This window comes from Streptomyces sp. NPDC055506, from assembly GCF_053643595.1.
In genome coordinates, this window is record NZ_JBSHKH010000008.1 from 17240 (window position 1) to 31437 (window position 14198).

Annotated in this window: 10 protein-coding genes; 8 read left to right on the plus strand and 2 right to left on the minus strand. The window is 70.4% G+C overall.

Features of this window, described 5'->3' with window-relative positions; translation table 11 throughout:
• Window positions 1-32 precede the first annotated feature (32 nt).
• The 4 genes from ACWIF2_RS05210 to ACWIF2_RS05225 are packed head-to-tail and all read left to right on the plus strand — an operon-like array spanning window position 33 to window position 4314.
• Window positions 33-1388, plus strand: a complete 1356-nt coding sequence (locus ACWIF2_RS05210) for an LLM class flavin-dependent oxidoreductase (RefSeq protein ID WP_454358697.1) — start codon at window positions 33-35, stop codon at window positions 1386-1388.
• A complete protein-coding gene (locus ACWIF2_RS05215; RefSeq protein WP_454358698.1) occupies window positions 1385-2989 on the plus strand; it encodes an FAD-binding protein in 1605 nt (534 codons plus the stop codon). The genes ACWIF2_RS05210 and ACWIF2_RS05215 overlap by 4 nt, the downstream gene beginning before the upstream one ends.
• Window positions 2986-3354 carry a 4Fe-4S dicluster domain-containing protein gene (locus ACWIF2_RS05220; RefSeq protein WP_454358699.1) on the plus strand — a complete coding sequence of 123 codons (369 nt, stop codon included), beginning with the start codon at window positions 2986-2988 and terminating at the stop codon, window positions 3352-3354. Before ACWIF2_RS05215 ends, ACWIF2_RS05220 begins: the two co-directional genes overlap by 4 nt.
• A 54-nt stretch (window positions 3355-3408) precedes the next feature.
• Window positions 3409-4314: a TauD/TfdA dioxygenase family protein gene (locus ACWIF2_RS05225; protein WP_454358700.1), complete on the plus strand. Its 906-nt coding sequence runs from the start codon at window positions 3409-3411 to the stop codon at window positions 4312-4314.
• A gap of 31 nt (window positions 4315-4345) precedes the next feature.
• On the opposite strand, the gene ACWIF2_RS05230 is transcribed toward ACWIF2_RS05225, so the two are convergent.
• Together ACWIF2_RS05230 and ACWIF2_RS05235 are read right to left on the minus strand one after the other, a co-directional pair.
• Entirely contained in the window at window positions 4346-9574 is a 5229-nt protein-coding gene (locus tag ACWIF2_RS05230) for a family 43 glycosylhydrolase (RefSeq protein ID WP_454358701.1), read from the minus strand.
• Window positions 9575-9785: 211 nt separating this feature from the next.
• On the minus strand, window positions 9786-10031 hold the full coding sequence (locus ACWIF2_RS05235; protein ID WP_454358702.1) for a nuclear transport factor 2 family protein: 246 nt from the start codon (window positions 10029-10031) through the stop codon (window positions 9786-9788).
• A 119-nt stretch (window positions 10032-10150) separates the two neighbouring features.
• Here ACWIF2_RS05235 and ACWIF2_RS05240 point away from each other — a divergent pair, with 119 nt between their 5' ends.
• The 4 genes from ACWIF2_RS05240 to ACWIF2_RS05255 all read left to right on the plus strand — a co-directional run bounded on the left by ACWIF2_RS05240 (window position 10151) and on the right by ACWIF2_RS05255 (window position 14197).
• Window positions 10151-10237 carry a putative leader peptide gene (locus ACWIF2_RS05240; protein WP_454358795.1) on the plus strand — a complete coding sequence of 29 codons (87 nt, stop codon included), beginning with the start codon at window positions 10151-10153 and terminating at the stop codon, window positions 10235-10237.
• 167 nt (window positions 10238-10404) lie between these two features.
• Window positions 10405-11601 (plus strand): acyl-CoA dehydrogenase family protein, encoded by a 1197-nt coding sequence (locus ACWIF2_RS05245; protein WP_454358703.1) that lies wholly within the window; start codon window positions 10405-10407, stop codon window positions 11599-11601.
• A gap of 14 nt (window positions 11602-11615) precedes the next feature.
• Window positions 11616-13247, plus strand: a complete 1632-nt coding sequence (locus ACWIF2_RS05250; RefSeq protein WP_454358704.1) for an ABC transporter substrate-binding protein — start codon at window positions 11616-11618, stop codon at window positions 13245-13247.
• On the plus strand, window positions 13244-14197 hold the full coding sequence (locus ACWIF2_RS05255) for an ABC transporter permease (RefSeq protein WP_454358705.1): 954 nt from the start codon (window positions 13244-13246) through the stop codon (window positions 14195-14197). Before ACWIF2_RS05250 ends, ACWIF2_RS05255 begins: the two co-directional genes overlap by 4 nt.
• Window position 14198 lies beyond the last annotated feature (1 nt).

The following is a 14198-nucleotide window of genomic DNA, read 5'->3' on the forward strand; positions in this document are numbered from 1 at the left end:
CCCCGTCACACGCCCCCGATCCGAGGAACCTCATGACCGCGACCAGCCCAAGACGCCTGCATCTCAACGCCTTCCTGATGAACGCCGGCCACCACGACGCCGCCTGGCGCCACCCCCGTACCCAGCCCGAACGGGTCACCGATCTGCGCTACTTCCAGCAGCTCGCCCGGACCGCCGAGCGCGGCCTGTTCGACTCCGTCTTCCTCGCCGACGGCCTCGCCCTGTGGGGGAAGGTCAGACACAACGCCCTCGGCGGCTTCGAACCGCTCACGCTGCTGTCGGCCCTGGCGGCGGTCACCGACCACGTAGGCCTGATCGCCACCGTCTCCACCACCTTCAACGAGCCCTTTCACACCGCCCGCAAGTTCGCCTCCCTGGACCACATCAGCGGCGGCCGGGCCGGCTGGAACATCGTCACCTCCGGCACGGTGAACGAGGCCCGCAACTTCGGGCAGGAGGAGCACCTGGAGCACCGGCTGCGCTACGAGCGGGCGCGGGAGTTCGTCGAGGTGGCCACCAAGCTGTGGGACAGCTGGGAGGACGACGCGATCCTGCTCGACCGGGAGCGCGGCGTCTACGCCGACACCGCCAAGGTGCGGGAGATCAACCACCGCGGGGAGTACTTCGGGGTGCAGGGTCCGCTGAACGTCCCCCGCACCCCGCAGGGTTACCCACTGCTGGTGCAGGCAGGCTCGTCGGAGGACGGCAAGGAGTTCGCCGCCCGGCACGCCGAGGCCGTCTTCACCGCCCAGCAGACCCTCGCCGACGGGCAGGCCTTCTACAAGGATCTCAAGTCACGGCTCGTCCGCCACGGGCGCACCGAGGAGCAGCTGCTGGTGCTGCCGGGCATCGCCCCCGTCATCGGCTCGACGGAGGCCGAAGCCCGCGCACTGGAACAGGAGCTGACGGATCTGCAGGTGCCCGAGTACGGGCTCACCCAGCTGTCCGCGATGCTCGGCACCGATCTGACCGGGCTGCCGCTGGACGGGCCGCTGCCCGAGCTGCCCGAGGAGCGGGACATCAACGGCAACAAGAGCCGTTTCACGCTCGTCGCCGAACTCGCCCGCCGCGACGGCCTGACCCTGCGCGAGCTCATCGCCCGCCTCGGTGCGGGCCGTGGCCACCGGGTGTTCGCCGGCACCCCGGAGCAGGTGGCCGACCAGCTCGAGGAGTGGTTCACGCAGGGCGCCGCGGACGGATTCAACATCATGCCGCCCCATCTGCCGGGCGGTCTGGAGGACTTCGTCGATCACGTCGTACCGATCCTGCAGCGGCGCGGCCTGTTCCGCACCGAATACACCGGCAGCACCCTGCGTGAGCACTACGGCCTGCCCCGCCCCGCCAACCGGCTGGTCGCGGCGGCCGTGGGAGAAGGGCGGTCCGTATGACCGGGCTCGAACTCACCACCGACGTCCTGGTGGTCGGCGGCGGCCCCGCAGCCACCTGGGCCGCGCTCAAGGCGGCTCAGGACGGGGCGGACGTCGTCCTCGCCGACAAGGGCTACTGCGGCACCAGCGGCGCCACCGCCTCCGCCGGAACCGGAGTCTGGTACGTCGCCCCGGAGCCCGCCGCTCGGGAAGCCGCCATGGCGAGCAGAGAGGCACTGGGCGGATATCTGGCCGACCGGCGCTGGATGACCCGGGTGCTGGACCAGACGTACGCGGGCGTGAACGAACTGGCGGCCGCAGGACGCTACCCGTTCCCCACAGGACCGGACGGGAAGCAGCTCAGGAACGGCCTTCAGGGGCCGGAGTACATGCGCAGGATGCGTATCCGCGTCCAGCGCGCCGGGGCACGCGTCCTCGACCACAGCCCGGTCACGGAGCTGCTCACCGATCCGTCCGGGGCGGTCGCCGGGGCCAGGGGGCACCGGCGCCAGGCCGGGGAGCCGTACCGGGTACGCGCCGGGGCGGTCGTCCTGGCCACGGGCGGCTGCGCGTTCCTCAGCGGCGCGCTCGGCTGCAACGTCAACACCGGCGACGGAGCGCTGTTCGCCGCCGAGACGGGCGCGGAGCTGTCCGGAATGGAGTTCTCCAACGCCTACGGCATCGCGCCCGAGGGGACCTCCGTCACCAAGACGGCCTTCTACTCCTTCGCGACCTTCTACCACGAGGACGGCACGGTCCTGGAGGGCGCGGCCAGCCAGGGCGGCCGGTCCGTGATCGCGAAGGCACTGCTCAGCGAGAAGGTGTACTGCCGCCTGGACCGGGCCGACGCCGCGGCCCGGAAGGCGATGCGACTGGCCCAGCCGAACTTCTTCCTCACGTTCGACCGGCTCGGCATCGACCCGTTCACCCAGCTCTTCTCCGTCACGCTCCTCGCCGAGGGCACCGTGCGCGGTACCGGCGGGATCCGCGTCACGGGCGACGACTGCTCCACCACCGTCCCCGGGCTGTACGCGGCCGGCGACGCGGCGACCCGCGAGCTGATCTGCGGCGGCTTCACGGGCGGCGGCAGCCACAACGCCGCCTGGGCCATCGCCTCCGGCACCTGGGCGGGCCGGGGCGCGTCCCGCCATGCCCGCACCCTCGGCGGCCGTGCCGGTACCAGGCGCCTGGTGGCAGCGGGCGGAGCGGGGCTCCGGCCCACCGGGACTCCGGGTCCGGCCGACGGGTTCCGTGCGATCGTCGCCGCGGTCCAGGGCGAGGTGCTCCCGTACGAGAAGAACTATCTGCGCCACGGCGACCGGCTCACCGCCTCGATGAGGGTGCTCGACAGTGTGTGGGAGGAGTCGCGTGCGGCTCTGCACGCCGGGGGCGGGGACACCGTCCGGGCCAGGCAGGCAGCGGCCATGGCGGCTCATGCCCGCTGGATGTACGCCTCGGCGCTGGCGCGCACGGAATCCCGCGGCATGGCAAGACGGCTCGACCACCCGGCGCAGGACCCGGAGCAGCATCACCGCATCGTCACGGGTGGCCTCGACCGGGTGTGGACCCGCATCGAGCCCCTGCCGGCCGCACCGGCTGCACCGCTGGGGGTGGCCTCGTGATCGAACTGGTCTCGGCGGAGCGCTGCATCACCTGCGACAAGTGCATCAAGGTCTGCCCGACCAACGTCTTCGACCGCGGTGAGGACGGCATCCCGGTGCTCGCCCGCCGCGACGACTGCCAGACCTGCTTCCAGTGCGAGGCGAACTGCCCGGCCGACGCGCTGTACGTGGCCCCCCTGACCAGCCCGCTGGCCGACGACTCCGCCGCGCGGGACGAGGAGAGCCTGGACCGCACCGGCCTGCTCGGCAGCTACCGCCGGCACATCGGCTGGGGGCAGGGCCGCACGCCCGGCGCGCTCCGGGCTGTCGGCCCTTCCCTCGGGCCTCCCGGGTCCAAGGGAACTTCTCCGCCCATCACTTCCTGACGACCGCCCGCTGATGACCTCTCCCTGGTCACTTCCCGAAAGGAACACCCACTCATGACCACCAGCACCGGCTTCGACATCCGCAGGATCGGCGGCCGCATCGGCGCCGAGATCCTCGGCGTGGACCTCTCCGGCGACCTCGACCCCGCCCTCGTCACCGAGATCAACTCCGCCCTCCTGGAGCACAAGGCACTCGTCTTCCGCGACCAGAACCTCGACGACGCGGGCCAGCTCCGCTTCGCCTCCCTCTTCGGCGAGCTCACCACCGCACACCCCACCGTGCCCTCCGTCGAGGGCCGGCCCCAGATCCTGCCCGTCGACGGCGACGAAGGCATCCGCGCCAACCACTGGCACACGGACGTCACCTTCGTCCGCACACCGCCCAAGGCCTCCACCCTGCGCAGCATCGTCGTCCCGCCCTACGGCGGCAACACCCTCATCGCCAACTCGGCCGCCGCCTACCGGGATCTGCCCGAGCCGCTGCGCGAGCTGGCCGACAAGCTGTGGGCCGTCCACACCAACGACTACGACTACGCCGCCCCGAAGAACGACAAGGCCGCCGAACACCGCAAGCGGTTCGTCTCCCGCAAGTACCGCACCGCCCACCCCGTCGTCCGCGTCCACCCCGAGACCGGCGAACGCGGCCTGTTCATCGGCGGCTTCGCCCAGAGCATCGTCGGACTCGGCCCCTCCGACTCCCGCGACCTGCTGCGCCTCTTCCAGGCCTACGTCACCCGCCCCGAGAACATCGTGCGCGTCACCTGGACACCCGGCGACCTCGTCCTCTTCGACAACCGCATCACCCAGCACTACGCCCCCGACGACTACGGCGACCTCCCCCGCCTCCTCCATCGCGTCACCGTCGCGGGGGATGTCCCCGCCGGCATCGACGGCACCCTCAGTCACGTCGTCGAGGGAGACGACGCCTCCCACTACACACCCACGGTGGCCCAAAGGTGAGTGGCGATATGCCTGATCTTCGAGGCCGCCCCTAACGCCGCCGGCTTCCGATGGTGACGATGCCCTTCGTTCTGGCGCCGGTCTTGTTGTCGTAGAGGACATCGCCGGTGGACTTCTTCCAGATCTTGATGCGGAAGGTGTCCGGGCCGTCGGTGGCGGTGATTCTGAAGGCGTAGCCGCCCTTGCCGTCCACCGTGCCGGTGCCCTGGTAGACGGCCTGGGAGTCGTGCACCACGAGCCAGTCGGAGCCCGTCGAGCGGAAGGTGAGCCGGGCCGGGCCGAAGACGAACGTGGCCTTGCCGGTGGGGGCGGCGGCTCCCTTCCGGTACTCGGCGCCCAGGGTGAAGGCCGCCTTTCCGGTCAGTCCCGGCCTGGCCGGAACGGCACCGGCCGGAGAGGTGATCGTGCCGACGCCGGCCGCGGGTCCGGCGGCACGGTCGTAGACGATCAGCTCCGCGAGCGTGGTGGTGTCCGTGCCCTCGTCGTCGTCGGTGACCGTGAGGACCGGTCGGTGGATGCCCGCGTCGTCGTAGACGTGTGCGGCGCGGCAGCCGGAGTCGGTGACCGTGCCGGTCGTCGGCCGGCTGCCGTCCTTCCAGTCGACCGTGCAGCTGTGGCGGTCGGCCGTGCCCGGGTCGTCGAAGGAGGCCGTGACCACGGCGGGCTTGCCCGCCGGGAGGGGCGAGCCGGGGCCCTGGGCGGAGGTGATCGTCGGGGCGGCGTTGGAGACCTTGACGGTCGCCGTGTCGGTGCCGCGTCCGCCGGCCAGGGTGACCTCGAAGGTGCCGTCGTCGGTGCAGGTGAGGGTCGTGCGGGCTGCCGCGGGGTCCTTGACGGCGCACGGGGCGCCCTCCTGGACGGTCCACTTGGGGGCGCCGGCCCCGGAGACGGTGCCGGCGAGCTGGATCGCCTCGCCCTCGGCCCCGGTGGCGTCCGGCCCGGCGTGGACAACGGTGACCGGGTCGATGCCGCCGAGGGTCGGGACGACCTTCTTGATCAGGCCGTCGGAGTCGAACTCCAGCTTGTCGATGGTGGTTTCGCGGTGTGTGCCGTCACCCCCGGGGATGGCGAAGCGGTGGTAGGCGATGTACCAGTCGTCGGTGTTCGGGACGTGCACGACGGAGTGGTGGCCCGGGCCCTTGATGCCGAGGGACAGGTCCTTCTCCAGGATCACGCCCTGCTTGGTCCACGGGCCGGTGGGCGAGGGGCCGGTCGCGTAGGCGACGCGGTAGTTCTCGTCCCGGGTGTCGTTCTCCGACCACATGAAGTAGTAGGTGCCCTTGCGCTTGATGACGAAGGTGCCCTCGTTGTAGCCGCTGGGGGTGATGTCCTTGACCTGCGAGGTGTCGATGGAGGTCATGTCGTCGCCCAGCGGGACGACATAGGCGCGGCCGTTGCCCCAGTAGAGGTACTTCCTGCCGTCGTCGTCGGTGAGGACCGCCGGGTCGATCATCTGGCCGCGGAAGTCACCGGCCTTCAGCAGCGGCTTGCCCAGGGCGTCCTTGAACGGCCCGGTGGGCGAGTCGGACACCGCGACGCCGATGTTGGCGTCGGCGCAGAAGTAGAAGTAGTACTTGCCGTCCTTCTCGGTCATCGCCGGTGCCCAGGCCCGGCTGTCCGCCCAACTGACGTCCGGCCCCAGGTCGAGGATGACGCCGTGGTCCTTCCAGTGGACCAGGTCCGTGGAGGAGTAGGCCTTGAACTGTGTGCCGCTCCAGCCCTCGAAGCCGTCGGTCGTCGGATAGATGTAGAAGGTGTCGCCGAAGCGCTCGATGTTCGGGTCGGCGTTCAGACCCGGCAGGACCGGGGTCTTCATGATCAGCGCCGAGACCTTCCAGGTGCGCTTCTTGCCGTCCGACCCGGTGACCTCGTACGTCACCGGTTTGGTGAAGTCGCGCACGCTGCCGGAGGCGGGGCTGATCGTGGCGCCCTCGGCGAGCGTGAACTCCGGTGCCAGCGCGGTGAGATCGGTGCCCGCCTTCATCGGCAGGGTGATCGTGCCGGCCGCGTTGTCGACGAGCGCGTCGACCTTGAGCGCCGGGTGCGTCACCTTGGCGATGCCCGTGGTGTTGCCGCTGAGTTCCATGACCTCGGTGCCGGTGAGGGCACGGTCGTAGACGCGGAAGTCGTCGACCTCACCGCCGAAGTACGGGTCGGCCGCGTAGAGGGACCGGCCGATGTAGCCGCTGTAGTCCTTGGCCGCGCTGTACAGCTCGGACGGCTTGATGGTGGTCGTGGTGCGGGCCGCCTCGATGCCGTCGGCGTAGAGGACCATCGTGCCGGTGGCACCGTCGAGCGTCACCGTGACGTGCCGCCACTGGCCGGGGGTGAGCTGCGAGCCGGCCGTGAGCTTCGACTCCGCCGACCAACTCGCCTTGGTGATGGCCGAGTAGAGGCTGGAGCCGCCGTTGGACGGGGTGGCGAACAGGTACTTGTCACTGTCGGGGCCGAGCCCGAACAGCCACTGGAAGCTGCTGCCGCCCTTCCACTTGGCGTACGTCGACACGGTCACGCTGTCGGCGTTCTTCAGGACACCGTTCGGGATCTTCACGTACGGCGAGGTCGACGAGTCGCCGGACATCTTGAACGAGCCGCCCTCGACACCGGTGCCGAAGTCGGGTGTGCGGACGTAGGTGCCGTGGTAGCCGTGCCCGCTGGAGTCACGGGCGATGCTGCCGCCCGTCTCGTCGAAGTCGTAGTGCAGGAGCAAGCCGGCCGGGACGTCCGGCCCCTCCTCGGACACGGTCACCTCGGCCCGGACCGGGATCGCGGCGCCGTCCGGCAGACTGCCGGTCACGGTGAAGGTGCCGGCCTGGGCGTACTTCGACGCCGGTACGTCCTCCCAGGTGACCGTGACGGGACGCTTGACGCCGTCGGCGTACTCGGCGATCACCGTCGCCGGCAGGACCGGGGCGTCGCCGACCCGGGTCTTGACCGACACGTCCTCGACGCTCTTCACGATCTGGTCCGGCTGGTAGGCGCGCAGCAGCCGGTCGTACTCGGACTGCGTGACCGGCAGCACGGTGCCGTGGCGGGGCTTGGCCGACAGGTCGTAGCCGGTGGAGGGGGTCCAGGTGCCGGAGTCGAGGTCGGTCGTCTCGAACGGGATGTAGCCGCGGCCGCCGAACTCGTCGAGGAACGCGTACCACTTCTCCTCGGTGTTGGACTTGAACACCAGCGGTCCCTCGGCGGCGTTCATCGCGCCCTTGCCGATGCCCTCGGCGACCGGGGTCCAGGACGGGTTCAGGATCGAGTCGCTCTTCTCCTCGAAGATGAACTTGCTGTTGGGGGTGGAGGAGGTGTTGTTCCGCTCGTCCTTGGACAGGCGGTAGTACGTGTCGTCGTGCCGGATCATCGTGGAGTCGATGACCGAGTAGCCGCGGTCGATCCAGACCTTGGGCTCACTGAAGGTGTAGAAGTCGCGGGTGGTCGCGTACATCATGCGGTTGTACGTGTCGCCGGAGTGGTCGGCGTTGTCGTACAGCTTCGACGCCCAGAAGACGACGTACTCGCCGCGCTCGGCGTCGTAGAACGCCTCCGGCGCCCAGGTGTTGCCGGCGCTGTCGGGTGAGACCCTGACCAGGCGCTGGTTCGTCCAGTGCACCAGGTCGGTGGACTCCCAGACCATGATGGACTTGCTGCCGGTGCGCTGGGAGGCGTCCCAGTCGCCGTTGCCGTAGATCCTGAGGTCGGTGGCGATCTGGTAGAACTTGTCGCCCTCCGGGGAGCGGATGATGAACGGGTCGCGCAGGCCCTTCTCGCCGAGCGTGGAGGTGAGGACCGGCTTGCCGTCGTTCAGCTCACGCCAGTGCAGCGGGTCGTTGCCCTTGCTGAGGGCGGCGTAGAGCTGTTCGCCGTCGGAGGTGCCCTCGCCGGTGAAGTAGCTGAACATGTAGCCCTTGAGGGCCGCTTCGGCGGGCAGTTCGGGCACCTTGGCCGTCATGACGCGGGTGGCCTCGGCCTCGCCCTTGGTGACGGTGGCGGTCAGCTCGACGGTGGTGGCGCCGTCGCCGTGCGCGGGACGGTGGACCTCGCCGCCGGCGGAGACGACGTCCGGCTTCGCGGAGGACCAGGTGACGGCCGTGCCGTACTTGCCGCTCTCGGGCAGGGTGAGGTTGCCGCGCGCGTCGTCGAGGTTGTGGACCGTGAGCGCCTCGGCGGCCTCCCGGGCGGCGGCGTCGTCGCCGAGTGCGGGCCGGACCGTGATGTCGAAGGTCTTGGTGCCGGTCACGGTGCCCTTCTTCAGGGTCGCCGTGAGCGTGGCGCGCCCGTCCGGTGAACCGGCCTCGGGGCGGGTCACCTTGCCGGTGTCCGACACCACGGACGGGTTGTCGCTGTCCCAACTGATGGAGGAGCCACCTGCCGAGCCGGTCCTGGGCAGGTCCAGGTCGGAGGTGACGCCGCTGGTGTCACCGAGGCTGAGGGCGTCCTTGTCGTCGGCGACGCCCTGGGTGGCGACGGGGAGGGAGAGCTGCTCGACCTCCGAGCCGTCCAATGCCCGGTCGTACACACGGAAGTCGCGTATCCGGCCCTTGAAGAGCTTGTCGCCGTCGTAGACGGACTTGCCGATGTAGTTGGCCTTGGTGGTGCCGGAGCCGATGGCGCCGGGCGTGGTGGTGACCGAGGTGTTGCGGCCGACCTCGACGCCGTCCTCGTAGAGCACGCCCGTGGAGCCGGTCTGGGCGTAGGTGATGTGCTTCCACACGCCGCGGGTGAGGTTGTGGGAGTCGGACGGCTTGGTGGTCTGCTCGGTAGACCAGTTGCCCGTCGCGACGGAGGTGCGGAAGGAGTTGCCGGTGGTGAACAGGTAGCCGTCGCCGGTGCCCGCGCTGGTGTTGCCGAAGCCGTAGAGGAAGTAGGGCGTGCTCTGGGCGGAGTCGATCAGTACGTCCATGGAGACGGTGATCGCGTCCATGCCCTGCATGACGTCGTCCGGCGCCTTGATGTAGGTGTCCGAACCGTTGAAGGCGAGCCCCTGGCCGGATGCCGACCAGTCGGCGGTGCCGCTGACCGTGCCGTTCCGGCCGTTGCCGGAGGCGTCCGTCACGGTGCCGCCGGAGCCTGCGTCGAGCTTGTACCACAAGGCCAGGCCGTCGGTGATGTCCACGGCTTCGGCCGCCGGTGCCGCCGGTTCCGCTTGCGCGGGAGCGGTGGGTCCGGCGAGGGTGAACAGCATCGACGCGGCGGTCAGTCCGGCGAGCCGGCCCGCCCAACGTCTCGCGCGGCTGTGCGGTCGTGCGCATCGTGCGACGTGCGTCATGTCGAGGTTCCCTGCTGAGGCATGGCTGATGACGGGCAAGGCGGAACGCAGAACGAGGAGCCGACGAAGCGACGGCAAGCTCTTGCCGTGGGCCTGCCGTTACACGCAGGTAACGTGTGTTGCGAGAGTCTCAGCCGACGCCCAGGGCAGCGTCAATAGGTTTCGAACAATGTCCGACAGGTCGAACGCATCCGTCCCTCCCACGGTGGCGCTAGAACATGGTGTTGTCGTTCCTGGAGGTGGGCGGGATGACCTGGAGGACGTCCCAGTGTTCGACGATCTTGCCGCCCGCGTCGAAGCGGAAGATGTCGATGCCCGCGTACTCCTCTTCGGGCCAGATCTGGTGGCAGTGCAGGACGACGTGGTCGCCTTCGGCGAAGGCGCGCTTGAACGCGCTTGCCGGGATACTCTGCCGCCACGCGTTGGCCGTGGCCTTGTTCCTCTCCGGGTCGCTCATGGTTCCTCCGTAGGGTCGGGCGCCGGGTGCGGCGGCCGCGGTCCGTGGAAGGGAATCCCGATCGCCGCTTCGTCAAAGCCGTCTCGACCGCGATGACAGCGTCTGGTTCAATGTCGATCATGTTCGACCGGCAAGAGCTCACACAGCGACGTCACGTCGATCTGTCGCGTGTCTCGAGTGCCGTCTGTCGCTGCGCCGCCGCGTAGGTCGCGCGTCGCCTTCCTGACAGGCCCGAAGGGCTGAGCACCGCCCTCTCCCCAGGCCCGGCCGCGCCCATCTCCGCGCTCTCCCCCTTCAGTTTGCGGCTCTACGCCGTGCCGTCTTCCGCCCCCGCGCGCTCGCCGACACGCGCCCCGCCCCCGGAGGCCTCTCCATGCCCTCTCGCGTTCCTACGCACGCCCTCTCCGTGGCACCGCCCGAGCTCCTCGACCGCATCCGCGCCGACGCCGCAGCGCTGGAGGCGGCGCGAGAACTCCCCTACAAGAGCGTCGACTTGGTTCGCGACAGCGGGCTCGGCGCGTTGCGGGTGCCCCGGGAGCACGGTGGCGCGGGCGGGACGCTCGTCGACCTGTTCCGCCTCGTCATCGATCTGGCCGAGGCCGATTCGAACGTGGCGCAGGCGTTGCGCCCGCACTTCGGTTTCGTGGAACTGCTCCTCAGCCAGGGCACCACTGACGAGCGTGCCCGCTGGTATCCGGCGGTCGTCGCCGGTGAGCTGTTCGGCAACGCGGCGTCCGAGCGCGGCACCGCGCACCCCGGCGAGATTCGCACCCGTATTGCACGGGACGGCGCGGCGTTCCGCGTGGACGGCACGAAGTTCTACTCGACCGGCGCGCTCTTCGCCGACCACGTCGTCGTGATCGCGCTCGACGACGAGGACCGTCGCGTCCGGGTCGTGCTGCCGCGCTCGCGCGAGGGCGTCGAGCTGGTCGACGACTGGGACGCGCTCGGCCAGCGCACCACCGCCTCCGGTACGACGCGCCTGCGACAGGTGGTCGCGTACGACGACGAGGTGGCGGTCGACGCGACCGGCCGGCGGCGTCGGACCCATCTGGGCCCGTACTACCAGCTGTTCCTGGCCGCCGTGCACGCCGGCATCGCCAAGGCGGCCTTGGCGGACGCGGTGACGTACGCCCGCGAGAAGGCGCGAGCCGTGCAACACGCGGGAGTCGAAAGCGCCGTTGACGATCCGCTGGTGCAGCTCGCCGTCGGCGACATCGCGGCCGGGGCGCTGGCCGCCGAGGCGGTGGTGCTGCACGCCGCCGGCGTGATCGACGCGGCGCTCGCGGTCCCTTCCGACGACGGCATCACCGGCGCCCCGGACGCCCTGCACGCGGCGGCCGCCACGGTCGCGCAGGCCCAGGTGACCGCCGCCCGGGCCGCGTTGAGCGCGGGTGAGCGCCTCTACGACGTCGGCGGGGCTTCGGCCACGCTCCGCGAGCACCACCTCGACCGGCACTGGCGCAACGCCCGCACCGTCGCCTCCCACAACCCGATCGCGCACAAGTCGCGGGTGTCCGGCGACTGGCTGCTCAACGGCACCCCGCCCCCGCTCAACGGCTTCTTCTGACCCTCGGAGTCCCCGTGAAACCGCCCTCCCGTCTCCTCCTCGCCCTCCCGCTGCTGCTCCTTGCCACCGCCTGCGGGACCGGCGAAGCCGCCACGTCCGTCACCGCGCGACCAGCCCCGGGCGGCACCCTCACCTATGCCACCGACCGCGAACCCACCTGCCTGGACCCGCATGTGGCCGGCGACATGCCGCAGGCGTACGTGGCCCAGCAGGTCCTGGACTCGCTCGTCGCGCTCGACGCCGAGGGCAGGGCCCGGCCGTGGCTGGCCACGTCCTGGGACATCGCGAAGGACGGCCGGACCTACACCTTCCACCTTCGGCGCGATGTCCGATTCACCGACGGCACCCGTTTCGACGCGGCGGCCGTCAAGGCCAACTTCGACCACATGGTCGACCCCGACACCCAGTCCGGTACGGCGGGCGGCTATCTCGCTCCCTACCAGCGGACCGACGTGGTCGACGAGTTCACCGCGCGCGTCCGTCTGGACCGCCCGTACTCGCCGTTCCTGAACATGCTCGCGCAGGCGTTCCTCGGCATCCAGTCGCCGAAGGCCCTCGCCCGGAGCAAGGAGGCGAACTGCGCGGCGCCCGTCGGCACCGGCCCGTTCATCGTGCGGAAGTGGAACCGGCAGTCGGACGTCGTCCTGGTTCGCAATCCGCGGTACAACTCACCGCCGCCGTACGCGAAGCACTCCGGGCCGGCGTACGCGGACAAGGTGATCTGGCGGTTCATCCCGGAGCCGGCGACACGGTTCGCCGCCGTGCAGTCGGGGCAGGTCGACGTGATCGACGCGCTGCCGCCGGAGGACCAGCGGACCGCCGAACACGACGACCGTCTGAAGGTCGTCGTGCGCGACCGCCCGGGCAATCCGACGAACCTCGCCCTGAACACCTCCCGCGTGCCCTTCGACGACCTGCGCGTCCGCAAGGCGTTCCTGTACTCGGCGGATGTCGCCGACGGTCTCAAGAGCGTGTTCTTCGGCCAGTACCGGCGGGCGGGCGGCCCGCTCAGCTATGTGACACCTCACTACTCGGACGCGTACGAGAACGCCTGGCCCTACGACCCGGGCAAGGCCAACGCCCTGTTGGACCAGGCGGGCTGGCGCAAGCGCGACAGCGACGGCTACCGCGTCAGGAACGGCGTACGCCTCACCGCCGAGGTACTCCTCAAGTCGGACATCACACCGAACCAGCTGGCCCTGATGGAGCAGATCCAGGCCACCGCCAAGGACGCCGGCTTCCAGCTGAAGCTGCTGCGACTGGACGCCGCGAGCGTCAACAGCCGTTATCAGGCGGGGAAGTACGACCTGCGCGACGGCTACTGGAACACCAACACGCCCGATGTGCTGCACACCGTCTTCGGCAGCGAGTACGCCGTGAAGAACGGTATCCACTCCAACGCGACGTACGCGAAGGACCCTGCCCTCGACAAGCTGTTCCGGGCCGCTCAGGCGACCACGGACCCGGCCGAGCAGCAACGGCTCTACGGCGAGGCGCAGCGGCTGATCTCCGCGGGTGCCTACCAGCTGACCCTCTACCCGCAGACGACCCGCCTCGCCGCGCACAACGGCTCGGTGCGCGGCGCCGTCCTCGAACCGGCCCTGTCCCTGCCCTACCTCTACGACGCATGGGTGAGCTCCCGATGACGACACCTCCCCTGTACCGCCGGGTCCTGGTCCGCGTGGCGGGCGCCGCACTCGTCCTGTGGGCGGCGGCCACGGTCACGTTCCTCGCGCTGCATCTGGTGCCGGGCGACCCGGTGCTCGTGCTCCTCGGCGGCGGCTCCGGAGCCAATCCGACACCGGAGACGATCGCCGCGACACGCCACGCGTACGGCCTCGACCAGCCGCTGTACGTCCAGTACGCGCAGCATCTCGGGCGGCTGCTCACCGGCGACCTGGGTGTGTCGACCTCCTTGAAGGAGTCGGTGGGGACGGTCATCACCGAGCAGTTGCCGTCGACGCTCCAGCTCACCGCCCTGGCACTGCTGTTCGCATGGTTGATCGGCACGGCCGTGGTCCTCCTGTCGACCGGCGAGGGGGCCGTCGGCCGGGCCCTCGGCTCGGGTCTGGAGACGGTAGCGGCGGGGCTTCCGCACTTCTGGCTGGGGGTCGTGCTGCTGTATGTGTTCGCGTTCCGTCTGGGCTGGTTCCCGGTCGCGGGCGGCACCGGGTTCACCGGCCTGGTGCTGCCCGCGCTGACCCTGGCCGTGCCGCTTGCCGGGTATCTCGGGCAGGTGACGCGGGTCGCGCTCCTCACCGCCCTCGACCAGCCGTTCGTCACGTCGGCACGGCTGCGCGGCATGAGCGCGGGGGCCGTGCGCGCCCGGCGTGCCCTGCGCCACGCGCTGCTGCCGCCGCTCACCCTGTCCGGCTGGGCGGTCGGCGCGCTGTTCTCCAGCGAGGTCGTCGTGGAGGCGGTGTTCGCGCGCCAGGGCGTCGGCCGGGCGCTCCTGAACGCCGTGATCGCCCGTGACCTGCCGCTCGTCACCGGGATCGTGCTGCTCATCGCCACGGTGTACGTCCTCGTCAACCTCGCCGTCGACCTGCTGTACGCGGTGGTCGACCCGCGCGTCCGCACCCCCCGGGAGATCTGAC